Below are 22310 nucleotides of genomic sequence, written 5' to 3'. Positions count from 1 at the left end.
TTGAGACAAAGTATTCAAACTCAAATCTCAGATCTCAGGTCTCACATCTCATAAAATGCTACAAATAGAAAAACTAAAACACCAAAATTCTAATAATTTCTTTTTAATGGCTGGTCCTTGTGCTATTGAGGGCGAAGATATGGCTTTGCAGATTGCAGAGAAAATTTTAACCATTACTAATAAGCTCCAAATACCATTTATTTTTAAAGGCTCGTACCGTAAAGCGAATAGAAGTAAAGGCAGTTCTTTTACTGGCATTGGTGATGAAAAAGCTTTGAAAATTTTAGAAAAAGTTGGAAAAGAGTTTGATATACCGACTGTTACAGATATACATGAAAGTGCTGAAGCTGCAATGGCGGCCGCTTATGTAGATGTATTGCAAATCCCGGCTTTTTTATGCCGACAAACAGATTTGTTAATTGCGGCTGCAGCAACTGGAAAGGTAGTGAACGTTAAAAAAGGTCAATTTTTATCTGCCGGATCAATGAAATTTGCAGTTGATAAAATTAAAGATAGTGGCAATGATAGGGTAATGTTAACCGATAGGGGAAATACTTTTGGTTACCAAGATTTAATTGTTGATTACCGTGGTTTGCCTGAAATGCAAAGTTTTGGAGTTCCAGTAATAATGGATTGCACACATTCTTTGCAACAACCAAATCAAAGTAGCGGAGTAACAGGTGGTAAGCCAGAATTAATTACAACTATTGCCAAAGCTGCTATTGCGGTTGGTGCAGATGGTTTATTTATAGAAACACATCCTGATCCAGCTAATGCAAAATCTGATGGTGCAAACATGCTAAATTTAGCTTTACTCGAAGAATTACTGATTAAATTGATCCGCGTAAGACAAGCAATTATATAATGATAAGCAACGATGTTTTTTTAACGGCTGAATGGAGAAAATTAATACTAATTAACTATGCAGTTGATAAGGAAATACTCCAAAAGTACCTTCCTCCATTTACAGTTTTAGATGATTGGAATGGAAAGCATTATGTAAGCATTGTAGGTTTCATGTTTTTGAATACAAAACTTAAAGGTTTAAAAATTCCTTTTCATGGTAATTTTGAAGAAGTGAACTTGCGTTTTTATGTAAAATATAATGACAATGGCGAATGGAAAAGAGGTGCAGTATTTATCAGTGAGATTGTACCTAAGCCAGCTATCACATTTATTGCAAATACTGTTTACAAAGAAAGTTACAGAACCTTACCCATGAAACACACATGGACAGAAACGAATGAACATTTAACAGTTGAGTATGCTTGGAAAACTGGTAATTGGAACAAGTTTTCAGTAACTGCTCATCCCAAAAGTGAAATTATTCCTTTAGAAAGTGATGCTGATTTTATTACAGAGCATTATTGGGGTTATACTAAAATTGGCAACAATGTTACTTCAGAATATGGAGTAGCTCACCAAAGATGGGAAACTTACCCAATCTTAGATTACAATATTGAAATTGATTTTGAAAAAAATTACGGTAAAGATTTCAGCCATTTAAAAGATGTAAAACCAGACTCAATCATGTTGGTAGAAGGTTCTGAAATTGAAGTTAAAAATGGCCGAAAAATAAGGTCTTAGCTTAGTTACATACGGTAATAATCTGCTCGCCAATTTTTAATTAGTGCTTTAATATCTTTAGCAGTTAAATTTTCTTTTATTGCTTTTTCTACAAGTGTTACAAACTCATCGTCTCCAGCAAAACGCAATGCGATAATTTGACTTTTTCTTAATTGAACTGGTAATAATTTGCCAGTTATGCTAAAATAACGCATGTTTTCTTCGGCTCTAATTACTCTATCTTGTGCTTTTAACGGAAACTGCCTTACATACCAAAAAAGAATAATCGCAATAAAAAATAAGATCAATAACAAAGCTGAGTTGTAATGATTAGCATTATTCAATGAATGATAAAAATTGATAGCTGCACCAATGGTACCAGCTAAAATTAAGAATGTGAGTACCACATGATACCCAGTTACATATTTGCTATGATTTTTTAAGTTTTGTTCCATAATTATATTTTAGTAACAATAAATTCTGTCCTTCTATTCTGTCTTCTTCCTTCTTCAGTTTTGTTATCTGCTTTTGGCTTTGTTTTTCCATAGCCTTTGTAAGATAATCTACGTTTATCAACCCCGTTGTTTATTAAAAAATCAAAAACAGCTTTCGCTCTATTTTCTGATAATTTCTGGTTTAGTTTATCCTCGCCAACATTATCTGTATGCCCTTCAATTTCTATAGCTACATTTTCATTTTCTTTTAGCAAGTCTACTAAAATATTTAATTCTGCCCGAGATGAAGCTAAAAGCTCGTATTTATTAGTTTCGAAAAAAATATTCTGCAGTGTTACATTGCTTCCTACTTTAATCTTATCGAGTAAAATTTCAACCTCGATGGGCTTATTACCTTGGTTCTTTAATAATTCAAAATGTTGTGAGTTAAATAAATAACCAGCTGCATCAACATTAAACGAGTATTCACTGCCAATTGGCATAACCGCTAAAAAATCTCCGGTTTCTTTAGATGTATAATCATTAAATACAGCATTGTTGTTTTTTAAATCAATAACCAAAACATTAGCTTGTAATAATTGCTTTGTTTCTTTATCCTTAACAATACCTTTTACATAGGTTACTGGAAATGGTTTTACACTTTCTGGCAATTTAAAATGATAAATATCTAAATCTCCAAAACCACCATTTTTAATATTCGATGAGAATAAACCCTCAGATCCATCAGCTGTAACAATTAATCCAACTTCTTCATTAAATGTGTTAATTGGGTAACCCAAATTTTTTGGAGGTGAAAACTTACCGCTTTCCTCTAATCTGCTCCAAAAGATATCTTTGTCTCCGAATCCTGGCCAACCGTTAGATGCAAAATAAAGTGTCTTCCCATCTGCATGTATAAATGGTGTATTTTCATCATAAGGTGTGTTTATTTTATCGCCTAAATTTACAGGTAAAGACCACTGACCTTCATCATTCAATAAGCTTTTCCATATATCATAACTTCCCATTCCACCAGGTCTGTTACTTACAAAATATAAGGTAGAGCCATCTGGGCTGATAGATGGTTGCGATTCCCAATATTCAGAATTGATGTTTTTACCAAGATTAATCGCTTTTCCCCATGCTAATCCTTCTTTTCTAGAAACGTAAATGTCACATCTACCTAAGCCATCTGGGCGATTACAACCTGTAAAAAATAAGTATTTGCCATCAGGCGATATAGACTGGGCACCTTCGTTATAATTTGGTGTATTAATTTGGTTGCTTAGTGACTGTGATTGCTGCCATTGGTTGTTTTTTTTGGTTGAAGTATAAAAATCTTCATTATTATTAACCACTCGAGAAAATATAATAGTTTCTCCATCTGCTGTTAAAGCCGGAAAATAATCTCTATTTGCACTGTTAATATAAAATCCCATGTTTATGGGCTCATATTTAGCGGGAGTTTTTATGGCTGTTATTGCAAACTCACAATCTAAAAGATATTTTTTGGTTTTACTGATAAATTCCTCATCAGCACCTACATTTTTCTGTTGAAATAACAAGAAGTTAGCTTTTGCTTTGGCATAATCCCCAGAAAGTAGTTCACTTTCAGCAAGCACATAATAAATACGAGGTTCAATTGTAGCAGCAGAATTTACGGCCTTCTGGTAATTTAATTTAGCTTTTGAATGGTCTTTTAATCTTCGATAAATATCTCCCAACTGAATATATGCCAACTGAAATTTCGAATCTAATTTTACAGCTTCGTCTAAAAATTTGATGCCGTCGTCAAAAATATTTTGTCTTAAATACTGCTGAGCATCTTCAAAACTTTCTTGCGCTTTTTTATTTGTAGAATTTTGGGCATTGGCCGAAAAAGCGATTAAGCAGCAAAGAAATGTTATAAACTTAGTCATCCAGGCCATCAATTTGATTATGACTAATGTAAAATAAAATATCGAATATTAAGGAATGTTTAAAAACTTATGCGTTTGCAATGAGATTTCCCACTTTGGGTTTGCCATTACATAATCTACAATTAATGGTGTCATCTCTTTAGATTTTGACCATTCTGGCTGTAAATAAAGTTTGCAGGTAGGAGAGACACTTTCTGCATATTTCTCAGCCCATTCGAAATCACTTTTGTTAAAAACAATTACTTTAAGCTCATTGGCAAAAGGAGTAATGTCTGGTCGAGGGGCTTTAAATTTCTTTGGTGATAAACAAATCCAATCCCAATTACCAGATAAGGGGTAAGCACCAGAAGTTTCTATAAAAGTTAGTATACCCTTGGCTTGTAGCTTTTTTGTTAAATAATCTAAGTTGTAAATTAAAGGCTCGCCACCCGTAACCACTACGGCTTTACCTGGAAATGTTTGAGCTTTTTCTACAATATCATCAGAAAGTGTAAGTGGATGTAGTTCAGCATCCCAACTTTCTTTCACATCACACCAATGGCAACCCACATCACAACCACCTAAACGAATAAAGTAAGCAGCTTTTCCGGTATTATATCCTTCTCCCTGTATCGTATAAAATTCTTCCATTAACGGAAGTAATGTGCCATCTTCTGGTATATTGTGTGCCATTTTGTAAATTAGAGCGCAAATATACACATTCAATAAAGTAGAAAAGATGATTTGGGTAAAGGTTTTGTCAAAACAAGAAGCTGAAAGAGATGATTTTGTAGAAATGGCAAAGGTCGAAGGAAAGAAAATTTGTATAGTTAAGCATAAAGGAAATTTTGCTGCTATACAAAATACCTGTCCGCATGCTGGAGGAATTTTAAGCGGAGGCTGGTGTAAAGAAGGACATATCATCTGCCCAATTCATCGTTATGGCTATAATTTAGAAACTGGTAGAGGTTATACAGGTCAAGGAGATTACATTGATGTTTATCCCTTAGAATTACGGGAAGATGGATTGTATATTGGTTTCAGGCAGAGCTGGATTAAAAGGTTGTTTTCTTAAGCTTGTTAGATAAGTCGTCATTGCTGACAAATCGCTTCCCCTTGTCTTCGACTACGCTTCAGACTGACAAATCTATTAAATTATTTCTACGAAATCTAAAGTCTTTCCTTTGGTTAGATTTAAAAGGGATTAAGAATAAATTTCGCCTTTGGCAGATGCTAAAGTATTTTTTAATAAACCAACAATAGTCATTAAGCCAACACCGCCTGGTACAGGGGTAATCCACGATGCTTTTTGTGCTACGTTTTCAAAGTCTACATCGCCGTATAATTTAAAGCCAGATTTTGTCTCTGTAGAAGTTTCTCTGTTTATGCCCACATCAATAATAATGGCACCAGTTTTAACCATATCGGCAGTAACAAAGTTCTTTCTACCAATTGCAGCTACAACAATATCGCCCTGCAAAACCATTTCTTTTAGGTTATGCGTTTTGCTATGGGTAAGCGTTACAGTACAGTTTCCGGGGTTTGCGTTTCGTGCCATCAAAATACTCATCGGACTACCAACAATATTACTTCTACCAACTACAACACAGTGTTTGCCGGTTGTATCAATGTTATAAGCTTGCAGCATTAGCAAAATCCCGTAAGGTGTTGCAGGAATAAAACAAGGTAAATTACGCATCATTCTGCCTAAATTCACAGGGTGAAAACCATCTACATCTTTGCGATAATCTATCGTTTCGGTAACTTTCTCTGGATCAATGTGTTTTGGTAAAGGCAACTGAACAATTAACCCATCAACATCAACATCTTGATTGATTTCTTCAATTTTTAACAATAACTCAGCCTCAGTAACCGAGTTATCATATCTAAATAATGAAGATTTAAAACCAACTTTCTCACAGTTTTTCATCTTGCTAGCTACATAAGTTTCGCTACCACCATCGTTACCAACCAATATGGCAACTAAATGAGGTTTTCTTCCACTTTGTGCTAAAAAATCTGCTGCTTCTGCTGCTATTTCTGTTTTTATCTTTTCTGATGCGAATTTGCCGTCTAATAGTTGCATATCTTGAGATGTGAGATATGAGATATGAGATGTGAGATTGGACTAGGTCTCAAATCTCAAATCTAATTTCTCAAATCTGGGGTTTAATCTAATTTTAAAACTGCCATAAACGCACTTTGCGGAATTTCTACATTACCCACTTGGCGCATACGTTTTTTACCTTTTTTCTGTTTTTCTAATAACTTACGTTTACGAGAAATATCACCGCCATAACATTTTGCGGTTACGTCTTTACGTAAAGCACTCAAAGTTTCACGGGCAATAACTTTTGCACCGATGGATGCCTGTATTTTAATCTCAAACTGCTGACGAGGGATTAATTCTCTCAACTTTTCGCAGATTTTTTTACCAAAATCATAGGCATTGCTACGGTGAATTAATGAAGATAAAGCATCAACAGGTTCATCATTTATCAGCATATCTAATCTTACCAAATCAGATTTACGGTAACCAACTTGGTGATAATCGAAAGATGCATAACCTTTTGAAATCGTTTTCAATTTATCATAAAAATCAAATACAATTTCGCCCATTGGCATTTCGAAAACCAACTCAACTCTATCAGAAGTTAGGTAAGATTGATTAATGATGGTTCCTCTTTTCTGAATACAAAGTGACATTACAGGACCAACAAAATCAGCTTTGGTAATAATATTTGCTTTAATAAATGGTTCTTCAACAGAATCTAATTTACTTGGATCTGGCAAATCAGATGGATTATTTACAAAAATTTCTTCGCCTTTGGTAGAATGGGCAATATAAGAAACGTTAGGAACCGTGGTAATTACCGTCATATCGAATTCACGCTCCAAACGTTCTTGTATAATCTCCATGTGCAGCATCCCTAAGAAACCACAACGGAAACCGAAACCTAAAGCAGCTGAACTTTCAGGCTCAAAAACAATCGAGGCATCGTTCAGTTGCAACTTGTGCATTGCTTCACGTAATTCTTCAAATTCATCTGTATCAACCGGGTAAATACCAGCAAATACCATCGGTTTTACCTCTTCAAAACCTTGAATTGAATCTAAAGATGGTCTTGCAACGTTTGTTATCGTATCACCAACTTTTACTTCACGAGCTTCTTTAATACCCGATATAATGTAACCAACATCTCCTGTTTTAACAGAATTTCTTGGCGACATATCTAATTTTAAAATACCAACTTCATCAGCTAAATATTCTTTACCAGTATTTATAAATTTTACCTTGTCACCTTTTTTTATTTCGCCATTAACAACTTTATAATAAGCAATAATTCCTCTAAATGAGTTAAAAACACTATCAAAAATCAGCGCTTGTAAAGGTGCTTCTGGATCGCCTACTGGTGCCGGAACTCTATCTACAATGGCTTGCAAAATTTCTGGTATACCCATTCCGGTTTTACCAGATGCAGGAATAATATCTTCTCTGTTGCAACCAATCAAATCAATAATTTGGTCTTTAACCTCTTCTGGCATCGCACCTGGCAAATCCATTTTATTTAAAATCGGAATGATTTCTAAATCATGCTCTAATGCTAAATAAAGGTTAGAAATGGTTTGTGCCTGAATACCTTGTGATGCATCAACAATCAATAAAGCGCCTTCGCAAGCCGCAATAGAACGAGATACTTCGTAACTGAAATCAACGTGTCCTGGTGTATCAATTAAGTTAAAATTGTACTCCTGACCATCAATTTTAAAATTCATTTGTATCGCGTGACTTTTAATCGTGATACCACGCTCACGCTCCAAATCCATATTGTCAAGCAATTGAGCCTGACTTTCCCGTTGAGAAATCGTCGCTGTATATTCTAACAACCTATCGGCTAAAGTGCTTTTTCCGTGGTCTATATGTGCAATAATGCAAAAATTACGTATGTGCTTCATCTTTGTGCAAAGATAGTTTTTTTGTTGAAATTTTAGAGCGATTAGTAGCTACACATTAGTACATTTTCACAAAAGAAAATATATTTGTGAACATTCTACTTTATATCTATGTTAGGCATATTCTTTATTTTTAGTATTATGCTCTTTGTCCGAAAGATTAACAGTTTTTTAGACAGAGATGCAACAACTTCAATTTTTCAAAAACAAGCATCAAACAACATCATTATCAATTATTTACCTTTAGTATTTCATATTACTATTGTGCTATTTATTGTAATTTCCATTTTTTCAGCTGATCTTTTAACAGAAGACCGCGTAATGGCATTGGTAAACGATGTCTCTTTTCAGTTTTACTCTACATTACTTTTGGTAATAATTAGTTTAGTTAATCCTTTTACAAATTTAAGTGAAGCTACAATTCTAAAAATTTCAGAATTTGCAACACAAACCAAAAACACTTCCTTAAATTGGGTATTACAGTGTAAAAACTTTCAATTGCTTAAGTTTTTAGTCTGTACATTATTTATTTTCTACTTCATTTATAACGATTACCTCAAGTTTCCTAGTTTTAATAATGGTATAGCATCAAGCATTGCAACTTTTTTAATTTTATTCTATCTATTTAATAGTTTAGTGCAACTTTTTAAAAATCCGAAGGACTTTAGAAACGCCAATATATTTAGATTAACTGTTCTTACTCAATCCTTAAAATTTTCATTTTTCACCATAATAGGAGTAGTGGTGCTCGTATTTATTCCTTCAGAAATTATTGGGTTTAAGTTTCAGAATAATATAGATCCTATTATTTTTGCTTTGTTGGCTTATAATATTGTGATGGTACACAATGAGTTTAAGATTTTAAAAGTGATTAAAAACTATAATGAAACGCAAACAATTAAATTGAATTAACAACTGCAACTTTTTAATTTAGAAAAGCAAAAGCGGTGGCTTTTTTGAATATTTGATCCAGCTTTTTGCTGCAATCTTTTGTGTTGCTTTCGCTTTGCTCAGCATAAAAAACACAAAAGGATTTTCGCTTCAATCTGGTTTAGATAACAAAGGTTTGTGCTACTATTTAAGGTTGCAATGTTTCAAAAGAAGTTTAAAGTCTTATTTAACAACTTTCTCCTCAACCCTTTTCATTCTCGAAAATGGATAACCATTGCAGCCTTTTTTAGGATTTTTTCTATCCACGTAAGCGGTTTTTTTAGCAATTTTTTCGGTTGCGGCATCGTAAACTGTTAAACAAAAACCCCAAAGGTAAGGCTCCATGTTGCTAAAGGTCATGTAATCGATACGCGTATATTTGTTTGCATCTTCTTTATTACTTGCAGCGTTTTTAGCTACTACATATTGTTTTTTCTTATTCCATTTTATGATATGATATTTAGTATTTGGATGTTGAATCCAAATTGTATCATTTATGGTGTAGGTTATTTTGTAATCATCGGTAAAATTACCTAAAGCAAAATCTGGCGCTTTTTGCTTTTGAGCTAAAGAAAATAAAGGAAAAAATAGGAGCAATGTCAATAGCCTCATTTGTTAGAATTTTTGTTTTTAAAACTTAAAATAACGGAAACGAAAAATGCGAAGAAAGCTATCAGCTTAAATACAAAAGCATATTCAATAATATAATAAGTGTCCTGAAAATTAATGTCTATTGTTTTTTTAACTACGTAAGATAATACGAAAAATATTATTCCTACAGTAAAACTTATGTATCTAGCATTCATTGGTTTGAAATTTAGTTTGTCAGCTGTTGTTTCACCAGCCGGAATTTTTATTTTATTTCAGTCGGTGAGACACCGACCGATAGTTTTTATTTGTTTAATTTATCTACCATTTGTTTAACTAACTCGGCAGAAGTTTGCTGGTACTGATATTCGTCTTTAATGCTTCCCATTTTGGCATCCGAATTGAGAAACTTCATTTTACTTTTGACATTTATTCTGGCAGATGAATGGAAATTTTTTGCACCTGTTTTTGTAGCGATTGTAGCAATATTTGATGGATTTATTCCTGCTCCTGGCATTATTTCAATTTTACCAGCAGCTCGATTAACTAATTTAGCAATGGTTTCTATTCCTTCAAAAGCATTATTGGCTCCTCCAGATGTTAAAACTCTTACAAAACCCAACTCTATCAATTCTTCCAAAGCTTTTTCTAAGTTAATACTCATATCAAAAGCTCTGTGAAAGGCTACAGGCATCGGCTTTGCCAATTCAATTAATGCTGCGCAACGTTTTACATCAATTTCTCCATTGTCTTTTAAAATACCAAAAACTACACCATCGCAATTTAAAGTTTTACAAATTTTGATGTCTTCTTTCATTAAATCAAACTCATCATCATTATATAAAAAATCTCCGCCTCGAGGACGAATAATTGGCCAAACTTGGATATTTAATCTTTCTTTACATAATTTGATTTGTGCATAACTTGGCGTAGTTCCGCCTTCTGCCATGTTTTCGCACAGCTCTACACGGTGTGCGCCACCATTTTGCGCCGCTAAAGCAGAGGTGTAGGAGTTGGCACAGATTTCTAACCTCCAAACGCCTAGAGGGGGCTTTGCCTCAACGGCACTACTTCTTTGATGCATATATAAGATTGCTTTTTAATATTTTTATATGCTATTGAATGTCAATAATTTAAGGATTTTTAAATACGTTGGCGGGGACGCCAACGCTGGAAATCTCTTGGGTTGGCATCCCCGCCAACGCTTAACTTCTTAACATTTGTTAGGGATTAATAATAACTTTTTCCTTTAATCACTAAATCTTGTTTTTTGGTATCGCAAACAGCATAAGAGAAACCTTTTTGTATAGCATAAGCACCATATTCTCCTTTTTTGTTTAGTGCTAAAAAGCCAACTTGGATATTTTTTGCAGTTTCTGGTTTTTTTCTAATGATACGCATAACCGCTTCTTTACATGCATCTTCAGGAGAATACCCTTGTCGCATTAATTCAACCACTAAAAATGAGCCTACGTTTCTTACTACTTCTTCTCCAACACCTGTTGATGTTGCTCCACCAATCTCATTATCAATATATAATCCAGCGCCAATAATTGGACTATCACCAATACGACCATGTAATTTATAAGCCATTCCGCTAGTTGTACAAGCACCAGAAAGATTTCCTTGAGCATCTAAAGCTATCATCCCAATGGTATCATGGTTATACTGGTTACCAGGTAATCTTTGGGGAGCGGCTTTATCGTAAAGCTTATTCTCGATATTCATCACAGGATTATATTTAGCTTCTTTTAGCCATTCTTTCCAAGCTTTTTCGCTTGCAGGAGTTAGTAAGTTTTCTTTTTTAAATCCTTGTTCTAGCGCAAATTGCAATGCTCCATCGCCAGCAAGCATTACATGTGGCGTTTTTTCCATCACTTTACGAGCTACAGAAATGGGATGTTTAATATGCTCTAATGCTAAAACAGCTCCACAATTACCCAGTTCATCCATAATACAGGCATCTAAAGTTACCCTGCCATCACGGTCTGGCAAACCCCCATAACCTACAGTCTGGTTTGTTTCATCAGCTTCTGGTACCCAAACGCCTTGTTCAACAGCATCAAGCGCTCTTCCATTTTTGCTTAAAACTTTCCATGCATCAGCATTGGCCGCAACACCAAAATCCCAAGTAGAAATAACAATTGGCTGATTTTTTATTGAAGTGCTTTTTTGAATATCATTGGCAAAACTATTTTTATTAACCGCCAAAAGTGCAGTTGAAAGGGCAGATGCTTTTAGGAATTTTCTTCTGTTAAACATTTAAGGAAACAATATGGATTGGAGAAATTTGTTAATTTAAATTAAAATTATCTGCATCATCTAAAAAAGGAAATTGCCTTCTTATTTTCTCTAATTCGGGATAATTGATGCTAAAAGTATAAAGATCTTCATCTTCTGGTTTGTAATAAACTGTATTACCATAAGGATCAATACACATCGAGTGACCACTGTGATAAATTTGATTTCCATCGTGCCCAACTCGGTTTACTGCAACAACATAGGTTTGATTTTCAACTGCTCTAGCATGTATCAACGTTCGCCAATGAGAAGAACGTTTATCTGGCCAACTAGCAACCAATAACAAAATATCGTATTCGGCATTTTTATTTCTTAACCAAACCGGAAAACGTAAATCATAACAAATTGCTAATCGAATTTTCCATCCTTTTAATTCAACAATTAGCTGCTCATTTCCTGCTTCAAAATGTTTATTTTCATCAGCCATGCTAAATAAATGGTGTTTATCGTAATATTGATATTCACCATTTGGTTTCATCCAAATCATTCTGTTATAAAAATTACCATTTTCTTTAATGATTAAACTGCCCGTAATTACACATTCGTAACTTGCCGCAGTTTTACTAAGCCATTGCATGGTTTTGCCGTCCATTTGTTCGGCCATTTCATCGGCACGCATAGTAAAACCAGTATTAAACATTTCTGGCAACACAATAAGGTCGGTTTTTTCTCTAACCCCGCTTGATAATTTTAAAGAAATGTTCTGTAGATTTTTATCCGCATTCTCCCAAAATAAATAGGCTTGAAAGACGGTGATCTTTAGGTTTTCTATATTAAGATATTTAAGATTTTCCATTTTATAATTTTTTAGGGATAAATTATATTTTCTTCAGTTTTTCTACAGCCGCTTCTAATGTTTTTTGTTCTTTAGCGAAACAAAATCTTAAGATTTTATCGTCTGTTTTGTTGGTGTAAAATGCAGAGACGGGGATACTTGCCACACCAAATTCAGTTATTATTCTTTTTGCAAATTCTATGTCACTCTCATCAGTAAGGTGAGCGAAACTAACACATTGAAAATATGAGCCTTTGCAAGGTAATAATTTAAATTTGGTCTCACTTAACAAAGTTCTAAATAGATCTCGTTTTTGCTGAAAAAACAAAGAAATATCTCTATAAATCTGATCATTAGCTAAATAATTCGCGATCCCTATTTGCATAGGTGTATTAACGCTAAAAACATTAAATTGGTGTACTTTTCTAAATTCTGATGTTAATTTAATCGGTGCTAAACAATAACCTAATTTCCAACCGGTTGTATGTAATAGTTTACCAAAAGAGGCAATGATAAAACTCCTATCCCTTAATTCTGGATAACGAGCAATACTTTCATGCTGTGCGTCATCAAAAATAACATGTTCATAAACTTCATCACTCAATATCAGTACATCGGTATCTTTGGTTAGTTTAATCAATGCTTCTATATCAGTTTTGCTTAAAATACTACCAGTAGGGTTTTGTGGACTGTTTAAAATGATCATTCTGGTATTAGCAGAAAATAGTTTTTTTACCATTTCCCAGTCAATTGTATAATCTGGAGCATGAAGTGTAAATGGTTTTACCAAACCGCCAAATAGTTTAACAGTTGGTGCATAACAATCATAAGCAGGCTCAAATATGATAACTTCATCACCAGGATTAATTACTGATGCGATTGCTGTAAAAATTGCCTGCGTTCCGCCAGCTGTTATGGTAATTTCTGTCTCTTCGTTATATTTTGCACCATAATGTGCGATCATTTTCTTCGCAACAATTTCTTTTAATATTGCCGAGCCAACCATTGGCGCATATTGATTATGGCCAGCAAGCATTGCATCATTTATTAGCGCTATTAATTTCGGGTCGGTAGGGTAGTCTGGAAAACCTTGCGAAAGATTTATTGCGTTATGTTCTTGAGCTAGCTTAGACATTACCGAAAAAATGGTGGTGCCTACTGTAGGAAGTTTAGAGTTAATATGTATCATTCAGTACGAAAATAGAAATAATCTGATAGATTATTAACGTTGTATAGAGAATGATAGGTATAGTTTTATTGATTTCTATTTTTTATCTGATTGCTGCCAATTGTTAAACACAAAACTGCTATAACCGCCGCTATAAACATAACTGCCGGCATAGGCCACACTACGTTTGCGGCAAACATGCTAATTGCAGCAGATGCTAACGCTCCAAGGCCCATTTGTAATGCACCCATTAATGCCGATGCACTACCTGCATTTTTTTGAAATGGAGCTAAAGCCAAAGCTGATGCGTTTGGATTTATAAAACCCAAACAAGCTAAAAATAATGCGATAAAAGCAACTGTAGAATAAAGGTTTAATAAATTGTTAGCCGCAGCCAAAAGAAATAATCCACTAAAAATGCACTGAAGACTTAAAGCCCAAACGATTATTTTTTTACTACTAAACCATTTTAAGATGTAACTATTTACTTGACTAAAACCTATAAAAAATACTGATAGTAAAGCAAATATCCACCCGTAACCAGTTTCTGTAACTTTATAAATGTCCATAAATACCACAGGAGATGAGGATACATAAGCAAACAACCCGCTAAAAGTAAATGCACTAATTAAAGCGTAAGTGTAAAAATTTGGTTCTTCAATAACTGTATAAAAATTATTTAAGATTGGTTTTGGTTTTAGTGAATAGGTTGGATCTGGTTTGTAACTTTCTTTTAACCAAAACATGCAAGCTAAAATCATTAAAATTGCCATTACGCCTAAAAAAACAAATACAGATTTCCAGCCTAAAACGGTAATTAAATATCCGCCAGCAGTAGGAGCTAACATTGGCGAAACTGCAATTACAAGCATTAATGAGGCAAAAACTTTCGGACTTTCTTCTACCGTAAATAAATCTCTAACCATGGCAATGGCTGCTACAGTTGCGGCACAGCAACCAATGGCCTGTATAAATCTTAACGCAATTAATTGATCTATTGAAGTGACAAAAACGCAGCTTAAACAAGAAATGATGTAAAGCACTAAGCCAAAATACAAAGGTTTTTTCCTTCCAAATTTATCTAATAATGGGCCATAAAGTAATTGACCAGCAGAAATACCAATAAAAAATGTCGCAAGAGATAGCGAAACACTAGGGACATCAGTATTTAAGTCTGCAGCAATTGATTTAAAACCAGGTAAATACATATCAATCGAAAACGGAGCCAATGCTGCTAGAGATCCTAAAATTAGGATGATGAAAAATGATTTAGATTTTGCCATTAGAATTTTTGAAGCCGCAAAGATGACAAATAAAGCGTTTGCATAAGTACAATCATTGTAAAATTAAGAGAGATTATCTCTATCTAGATCGGAACAATTTCATTTATATGAAATAAATACTATTTTTATGCACATGACTTTTAAAACTAAAGAAAGCCGATTGCTCCTTATTCTAGGTGCATTTTTTGTTGCTAATGCGATACTCTCAGAATTTATAGGAGTTAAAATATTTTCGGTTGAAGAAACATTGGGTTTTAATAAATTGGACATCAATTTATTTGGTGTGCCTAATTTATCTTTCAATATGTCTGCTGGTGTTTTAACATGGCCAATTATTTTTATAATGACTGATATAATTAATGAATATTTTGGTGTTAAGCAAGTTAGGTTTTTATCAATTTTAACTAGTATTTTAATTGGTTTCGCATTTTTAATTGTTTGGCTTGCGATGAAACTACAACCATCGGATTTTTGGGTAATGCAAAAAGTTAATGGTCAAAATGTAAACATGGTATCTGCTTTTGATGCAATTTTTGGACAAGGTATGTGGATTATTATTGGTTCTATAACCGCTTTTTTAATAGGTCAAATGGTTGATGTTTTAGTATTTCATCGCATCAAAAAATTTACTGGAGAAAGAGCATTGTGGTTAAGAGCAACAGGGTCTACCATTTTTTCTCAGTTGATAGATAGTTTTGTGGTAATTTTTATTGCTTTTTATTTAAATCCAGCATACAATTGGAGTTGGCAAATGGTTGCTGCAATTGGTCTAGTCGGTTATACCTATAAATTTGTAATCGCACTTTTAATGACACCTATTTTATATCTGGTTCATGGTATCATCGATCAATATTTAGGTAAAGACTTAGCTCACCGAATGACTAAACTGGCAAGTAGAGGATAATGATCGATTAATTATACATATTATTTTTTAGCCTCAATTTGGTTAAAACAGATTTTGCAATGAGGTGTTATACTTCATAACTTATATTTTAATATGTTGATTGGTATTTTTCTTACAGAAAATTTTCAAAACTTTCTTCTAGGTGATGTAGAATGGGGTTTCATTCCTGAAATCGCTCTGCGTACGCTAATTATGTACTTAATTTTACTTTTTAGCTTAAGAGTTTTAGGTAAAAGAGGAGTAAAACAACTTTCTGTATTTGAATTAGTTGTAATTATTAGCTTAGGCTCTGCAGCTGGAGATCCTATGTTTTATCAAGAAGTAGGTATTTTAGCTGCATTAACTGTATTTGTGGTAGTAGTTGTTGCGTATAAATTAACATCGCTAATAGTTAATAGAAGTAAAAAAGCTGAGCAAATTTTAGAAGGAAAAGCTACCTACCTGATAGAAAATGGAATGTTTTCAATTGAAAACTTTAAAAAGGAAACCTTAGCACAAGATGAATTTTTTAGCGAATTAAGATTTCAGGGTGTTTCTCATTTAGGTCAGGTAGAATTGGCAATAATCGAAACATCTGGTAGTGTAAGTTTGTTCTATTATTCAGATGATCTTGTAAAATATGGTTTACCAATTTTGCCTCATCTTTTTTGTGAAAAACATATTGCAATTATAGAAAAGGCATATTATTCATGCAGTTTTTGTGGATTTACTGAAGAATTAATTGTAAGTAATGAGATAAATTGCAAAAGATGTAAAAAAACAAAATGGGTAAAATCATTAGCAACTAAGAGAATTACTTAAAAAAAATATCAATATAATTGAAAAACAATAACTTATAATACTTTTTACTGACACTTATGTAGCAAAAATTCCATTATTTTTTCTATCTTTGTGCAAATTTTTAAACATTAATGAAGATATTTATTACAGGCCTTCCTTTAGAAGTAGGGGAAGATGAATTAACAGCCGTTTTTGGTGATTTCGGTCAAGTAAAATCACTTAGAATTATTAAAGATCGCGAAACTAATCAAAGCCGTGGCTTTGGTTTTGTAGAGATGCCAAATGATGATGAAGCTAGAGAAGCTATCAAAAGAATGAACGGTGGTGACTACAATGGCAACAGAATTAAAGTTGCTGAGGCTCAAGACAAGCCAAATACTGGTGGCGGAAACGCTGGTGGTGGTTTTAAGCGTAACAACACAAGAGAACGTAGTTTTTAATTTTTCACTAAATCAAACCAATTTTAATAGTTGGTTTATTTATGTCTTATTTTTTTGAAACTAATAAAAATGGTTTCGAATACATATTGATTGCGGGTCTTGGATCCGCAATTTTTTTACCTCAAATTTAATTGAGCTAATCATCAACTTTGTTAAATTTTAGAAATGACGGATTTTTTCTAAATTAGAGTAATGAAAGTTGATTACATTGCGTTATCTGTACCAGTATTTTTTATTCTTATAGTGATAGAATTGGCCTATTCATTTTATAAAAAATTAGGCTATTACCGGTTAAACGATTCAATTGCAAATCTAAGTCTGGGTATAGGCTCGCAAATTACAGGCTTGTTTATGAAAACAGCCTTGTTTTTTGGCTATAAATATGTTTTCGAAAATTGGAGATTATTTGATTTACCACAAACCATTTGGGTATGGATTATACTTTTTATTGGGGTAGACTTTTTCTATTATTGGTTTCATCGAATGAGCCATCAAATTAATGCACTGTGGGCAGCTCATATTGTTCATCATCAATCAGAAGAGTATAATTTAACTGTTGCATTAAGACAATCTTGGTTTCAAAGTTGGTTTTCTTGGGTATTTTATTTGCCTTTAGCTTTTGTAGGTTTCGATCCGTTAATGTTTCTTACCTTAAGTGCTTTTAATACTTTATATCAATTTTGGATACACACCAGAGCTATTAAAAGTATGGGGTTTTTGGAACATATTCTAAATACACCTTCACATCATAGAGTTCATCACGGCAGCAATCCAAAATATATAGATAAAAACCATGCCGGCTCATTAATTATTTGGGATAAGCTGTTTGGTACTTTTCAGAAAGAAGAAGAAGAGGTTTATTATGGTATTACTACCCCATTAGCTAGCTGGAACCCTGTTTGGGCAAATGTTCATTATTGGAATGAACTATGGAATACGGCTAAAAAGACTAATCATATTGGCGAAAAGTTTAGGGTATTTGTAAAACCTCCTGGATGGTTTCCAGCTTCGTTAGGTGGTTTTAAATTTGCTCCAGAAATTGATACGGTTAATTATAAAAAATTTGATACTGTACATAGTAAATATGTTATAGGGTATGTTATTTTTCAATTTCTTATTGCATTAACCTTAGGTTCTGCCTTATTGTTTTTATACGCTAAAATAAATATTTATCAAGTAGGCATAGCCTCCATTCAAGTAATTTTAATCTTATTAAGCTGTGGAGCATTGCTTGAAGATAAAAAATGGGTTAAAAAATTTGAATATGGTAGAATTGGTTTAAGCTTAGTTGTACTATTATTTTTTAAAGACTTACCCATTTTTGATAATTTATTAGTAACAGTAGTTATTTTGCAAATTGTTTCATTAATTTGGTTTTTTTATTTACAATATTTCTCTTCTAATGCTCAAAAAATATCTTGAATTTAGTTTCGCCTTTGCCATTATATTCATTATTCAATTAATTACACTGTTGGATGAAAAAACCACTCATTTAGTATTAGGAAATTTTAAATTTATCATAAAACCTTCAATTACTATTTCATTGATGATGTTTTATGCTTTTAAAACGCAACTAAATGGAAGGTTTGCGAAAAGAATTTTCATTGGTCTTTTATTTGGTTTAATAGGCGATTGTTTATTGATGTTTGTTGATGTTAATGGAGCTTTCTTTATGTACGGCTTAATAGCCTTTTTAATCGGCCATTTATTGTACATCTCAGCATTTTATTTAGATTATAAATGGAATCCATCTATAGAAAAAGCAGCTACCAGAATTGCTTTAGTTGTATTTGGTGTTTTTTGTGCAGTATTTTATTTATTCATTAGACCACATTTAGGTGGGATGAAAATTCCGGTATTGATTTATGCTTTTGTAATATCGTTAATGGCCATGATGGCTGTAAACAGAAAGGGTAGAGTAAGTACCTTAAGTTATCAATTGATTTTTTTTGGTGCTATATTATTTCTAATTTCAGATTCTGTTTTGGCCTACAATAAATTTGTAAATCCGTTTAAAGGTGCTGGTTTGGTTATTATGTCTACTTATATGTTGGCACAGTTTCTAATTACTATTGGCGCTGTTGAGCGAAAACTAAGAAAGTCTATGGCCATAGACCCTAGCAACAGATAAATTAATTGGTTTTTTTATCTTTATCCAATATTGTGAAAACCTGAACCAAACGTTCACCCTTTTCATCTACTAAGGTTAACGTATGTTTACCTGGTTGCGGACTTATAGCAATTTGATGGAAAGACTTTGTGCTACCAATATATTCTTGGTCAATGTGCCAATAAATTTTACGCTCTGTATTTCTATGTGCAGCATTTAAAATTACTTTTCCTCTTGTACCATCCAATTCTATAGGAATATACACTGTAGCATTATTTTTAGGATAAATCATATCCATTACAGCATTTCCAACAACATCACATCCTTGTTTAAATGGCGGTAAAATCTTGTATTCGCTATGTTTAATTTTATAATAATATTCCATAGATGGTGGTAAAACGAACCATTTCTGATGTATCATCGAGCTTGTTGTTTCACAATCATCTGTTACTCTAAACGTCCCTGTTTTATCTAAATGTATTAATTTATGGTAGGGGCAAGTATTTGTTTTTTCGGCAGCAAAAGACACAAGTTCTAATGATTTATCTGTACAAAAATCTCCTGCTTTATATCCACTTTGTTTACAAACAAGCATTTTCTTCAGCTTTGTTTGCGGGGTTACAAACCATTTAGATGATGGTAGTTGTCTGAAAATATCAAACAGAACGGGTGCTGCTATATCGATACCAACCAAACCCGGTCTACCTTCTCCATCGGCATTGCCCACCCAAACACAAACTACATAATCTGGTGTTAAGCCAATTGCCCAAGCATCTCTAAAACCAAAGCTTGTTCCAGTCTTCCAAGCTATGCGCTGCGATGATGAAAATTGTTCCCATAAACCTTCATCACCTGGTCGCATTACTTCTTCCATTGCATTAAAAGTTGCCCAAATAGAGCCATGATCTAAGATAGAATTTAACTCTGTTTCTTCTTTTTTGAAGGATGATTTTTGTTCTTTTGCATAAACTGGTGCATCATAATCGTGTGGATTATATTTACCTTGATATTCGTTATATTGGTTCAATGTTTTGGCCATTCCCATATAACTTTTGGCTAAATCCCACATTGTAACTTCGCTTCCGCCCAAAATTAGCGATAAGCCATAATGATCTGCAGGCTGATTTAAAGTAGAGAAATTTAATTTTTTTAATTTGTCGTAAAATCTTTCGTATTTATATTGCTGCAACATTTTTACTGCCGGAATATTCAGCGATCTGCTTAAAGCTTTATCTGCCGAGATGGCTCCATCGTAACCTAAATCGTAATTTTGAGGGGTATAACCCGAAATTTGTGTAGGCACATCTGCCACCAATGTTTTAGGCAATAACATTCCATCTGTTAGCATACTAGCATAAAGCAATGGTTTTAAGGTACTCCCCGGACTTCTAGGTGCTTTTATCATATCAACATAACTTTCAAAAGCAGCATTTTCTGGCTGATAGCAATTGCCGATGTAACTCATTACCGTTCCAGTCTTTACATCTATTACCAAGGCTGCAATGTTATTAATCCCATTTGCTTTATAGCGATTGTTGTAGCGTTTAAGTAGTTCGTTTAATTTTAACTGTAAATCGTAATCTATGGTTGTTTTTAGGCTCGTAGAACTGATTTGTAAAGATTTTCTTTCTTCCTTAAACCTGCTTAACAAATGTGGTGCATTTTGAGGCAATGGTAGTGGATTGCTCGGAATTGGTTCTGATTTAGATAGGTTCGCTGTTTGTTGGTCGATGATGTTTAGCTTTACCAACTTATCTAATAAATCATTTCGTTTTTTAATTAATCTTACTGAATTTTTTCCAGGATGAACCAACGATGGACTATTGGGTAATACTGCCAATGTTGCCATTTCGCCCCAAGATAAATTCTCTGCTTTACGACCATAATAACGCCAACTTGCTGCATCTAAACCTACCACATTACTACCAAATGGAGCATTTGCAGCGTATAATCCTATTATTTCTTTTTTGGAGTACGTAAATTCTAATCTTGTTGCCAACCACATTTCAGTTAGTTTTTGCCAAATACTACGGTTTTGCTTTCGCGATAACCGCATAACTTGCATTGTTAAGGTACTACCACCACTAACCACAGCTTTAGCTTTCAAATTTAGTTTCATCGCCCTGCTCATCGCAACAGGATCTACCCCAAAATGCAAGAAGTAACGCTTATCCTCAAAAGCAGTTATGCATTTTACAAATTTAACTGGCACGCTATCGGCAACTGGAAATCGCCATTGGCCATCGCTTGCAATTGAAGCGCTTAGTAACTCGCCATTACTGGCTTCCAATACATAAGAAGTAGGGGATTTGAAAAGTTGTTTAGGTAAGGAAAATAGGAAAATTACAAATAACAATAAGCAAATGATGTCTGAAATTAGAAGTGCTTTTTGTTTGTACATTTTGTTTTATTATCCGCTATATTTCGGTTATTGGATACACTGGTCGTAGCGTCTCGCTACGACCCTAATCTAAATCAATTATTTGTATTACGACATATTTTTTAAGTCTTAGCGAGACGCTACGACTAGAATAGCTTTGGATAGTATCGATCACTGGTCGTAGCGTCTCGCTACAACCATTTTATCAATCTATAAAAATCAAATCGATTTTACCTTTTCTTATTCCATAATAATCGCCTGCACTACTATTTAACCATTCCTCTTCTTTTTCAACAAAACCAGCTTTTACTGGGTTCTGATGAATGTAATTAAGGCGTTGGTCTAACATTTCATTGGTGCTTAATTCTATTGGATGATTGTGTTGTTGCCAAAATTGAAAATCCTTATTTCTATCATTAGCCAATCCTTGTTTTTCCATTAAATCTAACGTCCAAACTTTACGACTTTCTATTGGATTATTAATAATTTCTTTTCTAATTTGTCTGGAAGTAAAACTTTTAAAATCTCTTACAATATCTGATAATACATTATGCTCAGAGCCTATTATTAGATGGATATGATTGGTCATTATACAATACGCATAAACCTCTAAACCTTTATTTTGTTGACAATATTTTATAGAATCATAAATAATTTCTGTGTATTCGTTTCTAGTGAAAATATCAATCCAATCAATAACTGTAAATGTTACAAAATATAATTTTCTATCATCGTGAAATTTGTATTTCCTTCCCATTAGTTGTATTTTATTATTTATTTAGTTATTTAATTTTAAGTC

General features: G+C 33.4%; 22 protein-coding genes. 9 read left to right on the top strand and 13 right to left on the bottom strand.

Annotated features, from left to right (window positions below; translation table 11 throughout):
• The first annotated feature begins 55 nt into the window (after positions 1-55).
• Positions 56-865, top strand: a complete 810-nt coding sequence (gene kdsA / locus FA045_RS04050) for a 3-deoxy-8-phosphooctulonate synthase (RefSeq protein ID WP_136874737.1) — start codon at positions 56-58, stop codon at positions 863-865.
• On the top strand, positions 865-1587 hold the full coding sequence (locus FA045_RS04045; protein WP_136874735.1) for a YqjF family protein: 723 nt from the start codon (positions 865-867) through the stop codon (positions 1585-1587). The genes kdsA and FA045_RS04045 overlap by 1 nt, the downstream gene beginning before the upstream one ends.
• Positions 1588-1592: 5 nt before the next feature.
• Here the strand turns inward: FA045_RS04045 and FA045_RS04040 are convergent, their stop codons facing one another.
• From FA045_RS04040 to FA045_RS04030, 3 genes are read right to left on the bottom strand one after another with little or no spacing between them, the layout of a single operon-like run.
• Positions 1593-2021: a DUF6526 family protein gene (locus tag FA045_RS04040; RefSeq protein WP_225871271.1), complete on the bottom strand. Its 429-nt coding sequence runs from the start codon at positions 2019-2021 to the stop codon at positions 1593-1595.
• Positions 2022-2023: 2 nt separating this feature from the next.
• The gene (locus FA045_RS04035; protein WP_136874731.1) at positions 2024-3919 is read right to left on the bottom strand and encodes an OmpA family protein; all 1896 of its coding nucleotides are present in this window, start codon (positions 3917-3919) and stop codon (positions 2024-2026) included.
• A gap of 48 nt (positions 3920-3967) precedes the next feature.
• Complete coding sequence (locus FA045_RS04030; RefSeq protein WP_136874729.1) at positions 3968-4591, bottom strand: 7-carboxy-7-deazaguanine synthase QueE; 624 nt, start codon at positions 4589-4591, stop codon at positions 3968-3970.
• Positions 4592-4637: 46 nt separating this feature from the next.
• On the opposite strand from FA045_RS04030, the gene FA045_RS04025 reads away from it, so the two are divergent.
• Positions 4638-4973 (top strand): Rieske (2Fe-2S) protein, encoded by a 336-nt coding sequence (locus FA045_RS04025; protein ID WP_136874727.1) that lies wholly within the window; start codon positions 4638-4640, stop codon positions 4971-4973.
• A gap of 129 nt (positions 4974-5102) precedes the next feature.
• Here the strand turns inward: FA045_RS04025 and FA045_RS04020 are convergent, their stop codons facing one another.
• Entirely contained in the window at positions 5103-5984 is an 882-nt protein-coding gene (locus FA045_RS04020) for a bifunctional 5,10-methylenetetrahydrofolate dehydrogenase/5,10-methenyltetrahydrofolate cyclohydrolase (protein WP_136874725.1), read from the bottom strand.
• A gap of 83 nt (positions 5985-6067) precedes the next feature.
• Positions 6068-7855: a translation elongation factor 4 gene (gene lepA / locus FA045_RS04015; RefSeq protein WP_136874723.1), complete on the bottom strand. Its 1788-nt coding sequence runs from the start codon at positions 7853-7855 to the stop codon at positions 6068-6070.
• Positions 7856-7963: 108 nt separating this feature from the next.
• Between lepA and FA045_RS04010 the strand changes: the two genes are divergently transcribed.
• Positions 7964-8764, top strand: a complete 801-nt coding sequence (locus FA045_RS04010) for a hypothetical protein (RefSeq protein ID WP_136874721.1) — start codon at positions 7964-7966, stop codon at positions 8762-8764.
• A 201-nt stretch (positions 8765-8965) separates the two neighbouring features.
• On the opposite strand, the gene FA045_RS04005 is transcribed toward FA045_RS04010, so the two are convergent.
• The 6 genes from FA045_RS04005 to FA045_RS03980 all read right to left on the bottom strand — a co-directional run bounded on the left by FA045_RS04005 (position 8966) and on the right by FA045_RS03980 (position 14897).
• The gene (locus FA045_RS04005; protein ID WP_136874719.1) at positions 8966-9394 is read right to left on the bottom strand and encodes a hypothetical protein; all 429 of its coding nucleotides are present in this window, start codon (positions 9392-9394) and stop codon (positions 8966-8968) included.
• A 280-nt stretch (positions 9395-9674) separates the two neighbouring features.
• Positions 9675-10454, bottom strand: coding sequence for a copper homeostasis protein CutC (locus FA045_RS04000; RefSeq protein ID WP_136874717.1), 780 nt, complete (start codon positions 10452-10454; stop codon positions 9675-9677).
• 146 nt (positions 10455-10600) lie between these two features.
• Positions 10601-11632 carry a N(4)-(beta-N-acetylglucosaminyl)-L-asparaginase gene (locus tag FA045_RS03995; protein ID WP_136874715.1) on the bottom strand — a complete coding sequence of 344 codons (1032 nt, stop codon included), beginning with the start codon at positions 11630-11632 and terminating at the stop codon, positions 10601-10603.
• Positions 11633-11663: 31 nt separating this feature from the next.
• The gene (locus FA045_RS03990) at positions 11664-12467 is read right to left on the bottom strand and encodes a nitrilase family protein (RefSeq protein WP_225871270.1); all 804 of its coding nucleotides are present in this window, start codon (positions 12465-12467) and stop codon (positions 11664-11666) included.
• A gap of 22 nt (positions 12468-12489) precedes the next feature.
• Entirely contained in the window at positions 12490-13635 is a 1146-nt protein-coding gene (locus tag FA045_RS03985; protein ID WP_136874713.1) for a methionine aminotransferase, read from the bottom strand.
• A gap of 65 nt (positions 13636-13700) precedes the next feature.
• Complete coding sequence (locus tag FA045_RS03980; RefSeq protein ID WP_136874711.1) at positions 13701-14897, bottom strand: multidrug effflux MFS transporter; 1197 nt, start codon at positions 14895-14897, stop codon at positions 13701-13703.
• Positions 14898-15030: 133 nt separating this feature from the next.
• Here FA045_RS03980 and FA045_RS03975 point away from each other — a divergent pair, with 133 nt between their 5' ends.
• From FA045_RS03975 to FA045_RS03955, 5 genes are all read left to right on the top strand, one after another.
• On the top strand, positions 15031-15801 hold the full coding sequence (locus FA045_RS03975; RefSeq protein WP_136874709.1) for a queuosine precursor transporter: 771 nt from the start codon (positions 15031-15033) through the stop codon (positions 15799-15801).
• A 93-nt stretch (positions 15802-15894) separates the two neighbouring features.
• Positions 15895-16602 carry a DUF421 domain-containing protein gene (locus FA045_RS03970; protein WP_169305014.1) on the top strand — a complete coding sequence of 236 codons (708 nt, stop codon included), beginning with the start codon at positions 15895-15897 and terminating at the stop codon, positions 16600-16602.
• Between the two features lie 110 nt (positions 16603-16712).
• On the top strand, positions 16713-17021 hold the full coding sequence (locus FA045_RS03965; protein WP_136874707.1) for an RNA recognition motif domain-containing protein: 309 nt from the start codon (positions 16713-16715) through the stop codon (positions 17019-17021).
• A 192-nt stretch (positions 17022-17213) separates the two neighbouring features.
• Positions 17214-18443: a sterol desaturase family protein gene (locus tag FA045_RS03960; RefSeq protein WP_136874705.1), complete on the top strand. Its 1230-nt coding sequence runs from the start codon at positions 17214-17216 to the stop codon at positions 18441-18443.
• Entirely contained in the window at positions 18424-19152 is a 729-nt protein-coding gene (locus FA045_RS03955) for a lysoplasmalogenase (protein WP_136874703.1), read from the top strand. Before FA045_RS03960 ends, FA045_RS03955 begins: the two co-directional genes overlap by 20 nt.
• A 1-nt stretch (position 19153) precedes the next feature.
• Here the strand turns inward: FA045_RS03955 and pbpC are convergent, their stop codons facing one another.
• Both pbpC and FA045_RS03945 read right to left on the bottom strand, forming a co-directional pair.
• On the bottom strand, positions 19154-21532 hold the full coding sequence (gene pbpC / locus FA045_RS03950; RefSeq protein ID WP_136874701.1) for a penicillin-binding protein 1C: 2379 nt from the start codon (positions 21530-21532) through the stop codon (positions 19154-19156).
• Between the two features lie 184 nt (positions 21533-21716).
• Positions 21717-22268: an REP-associated tyrosine transposase gene (locus FA045_RS03945; protein ID WP_136874699.1), complete on the bottom strand. Its 552-nt coding sequence runs from the start codon at positions 22266-22268 to the stop codon at positions 21717-21719.
• Between the last annotated feature and the right edge of the window lie 42 nt (positions 22269-22310).

The sequence above is a fragment of the Pedobacter cryotolerans genome, from assembly GCF_005116475.1.
GTDB classification, from domain to species: domain Bacteria; phylum Bacteroidota; class Bacteroidia; order Sphingobacteriales; family Sphingobacteriaceae; genus Pedobacter; species Pedobacter cryotolerans.
This window is presented reverse-complemented; position numbering and strand designations above follow the sequence as displayed.

What these genes read in the sequence shown, in the direction of transcription:
- FA045_RS03945 (WP_136874699.1), bottom strand. Translation starts at nt 22,268, where the DNA reads ATGGGAAGGAAATACAAATTTCACGATGATAGAAAATTATATTTTGTA.
- FA045_RS04035 (WP_136874731.1), bottom strand. Translation starts at nt 3,919, where the DNA reads ATGACTAAGTTTATAACATTTCTTTGCTGCTTAATCGCTTTTTCGGCC.
- FA045_RS04010 (WP_136874721.1), top strand. Translation starts at nt 7,964, where the DNA reads ATGTTAGGCATATTCTTTATTTTTAGTATTATGCTCTTTGTCCGAAAG.
- FA045_RS03960 (WP_136874705.1), top strand. Translation starts at nt 17,214, where the DNA reads ATGAAAGTTGATTACATTGCGTTATCTGTACCAGTATTTTTTATTCTT.
- FA045_RS04020 (WP_136874725.1), bottom strand. Translation starts at nt 5,984, where the DNA reads ATGCAACTATTAGACGGCAAATTCGCATCAGAAAAGATAAAAACAGAA.
- FA045_RS03985 (WP_136874713.1), bottom strand. Translation starts at nt 13,635, where the DNA reads ATGATACATATTAACTCTAAACTTCCTACAGTAGGCACCACCATTTTT.
- FA045_RS03975 (WP_136874709.1), top strand. Translation starts at nt 15,031, where the DNA reads ATGACTTTTAAAACTAAAGAAAGCCGATTGCTCCTTATTCTAGGTGCA.
- FA045_RS04000 (WP_136874717.1), bottom strand. Translation starts at nt 10,454, where the DNA reads ATGCATCAAAGAAGTAGTGCCGTTGAGGCAAAGCCCCCTCTAGGCGTT.
- FA045_RS03990 (WP_225871270.1), bottom strand. Translation starts at nt 12,467, where the DNA reads ATGGAAAATCTTAAATATCTTAATATAGAAAACCTAAAGATCACCGTC.
- FA045_RS03955 (WP_136874703.1), top strand. Translation starts at nt 18,424, where the DNA reads ATGCTCAAAAAATATCTTGAATTTAGTTTCGCCTTTGCCATTATATTC.
- FA045_RS04045 (WP_136874735.1), top strand. Translation starts at nt 865, where the DNA reads ATGATAAGCAACGATGTTTTTTTAACGGCTGAATGGAGAAAATTAATA.
- FA045_RS03965 (WP_136874707.1), top strand. Translation starts at nt 16,713, where the DNA reads ATGAAGATATTTATTACAGGCCTTCCTTTAGAAGTAGGGGAAGATGAA.
- FA045_RS04025 (WP_136874727.1), top strand. Translation starts at nt 4,638, where the DNA reads ATGATTTGGGTAAAGGTTTTGTCAAAACAAGAAGCTGAAAGAGATGAT.
- FA045_RS04040 (WP_225871271.1), bottom strand. Translation starts at nt 2,021, where the DNA reads ATGGAACAAAACTTAAAAAATCATAGCAAATATGTAACTGGGTATCAT.
- FA045_RS04005 (WP_136874719.1), bottom strand. Translation starts at nt 9,394, where the DNA reads ATGAGGCTATTGACATTGCTCCTATTTTTTCCTTTATTTTCTTTAGCT.
- FA045_RS03995 (WP_136874715.1), bottom strand. Translation starts at nt 11,632, where the DNA reads ATGTTTAACAGAAGAAAATTCCTAAAAGCATCTGCCCTTTCAACTGCA.
- FA045_RS03970 (WP_169305014.1), top strand. Translation starts at nt 15,895, where the DNA reads ATGTTGATTGGTATTTTTCTTACAGAAAATTTTCAAAACTTTCTTCTA.
- FA045_RS04030 (WP_136874729.1), bottom strand. Translation starts at nt 4,591, where the DNA reads ATGGCACACAATATACCAGAAGATGGCACATTACTTCCGTTAATGGAA.
- pbpC (WP_136874701.1), bottom strand. Translation starts at nt 21,532, where the DNA reads ATGTACAAACAAAAAGCACTTCTAATTTCAGACATCATTTGCTTATTG.
- lepA (WP_136874723.1), bottom strand. Translation starts at nt 7,855, where the DNA reads ATGAAGCACATACGTAATTTTTGCATTATTGCACATATAGACCACGGA.
- FA045_RS03980 (WP_136874711.1), bottom strand. Translation starts at nt 14,897, where the DNA reads ATGGCAAAATCTAAATCATTTTTCATCATCCTAATTTTAGGATCTCTA.
- kdsA (WP_136874737.1), top strand. Translation starts at nt 56, where the DNA reads ATGCTACAAATAGAAAAACTAAAACACCAAAATTCTAATAATTTCTTT.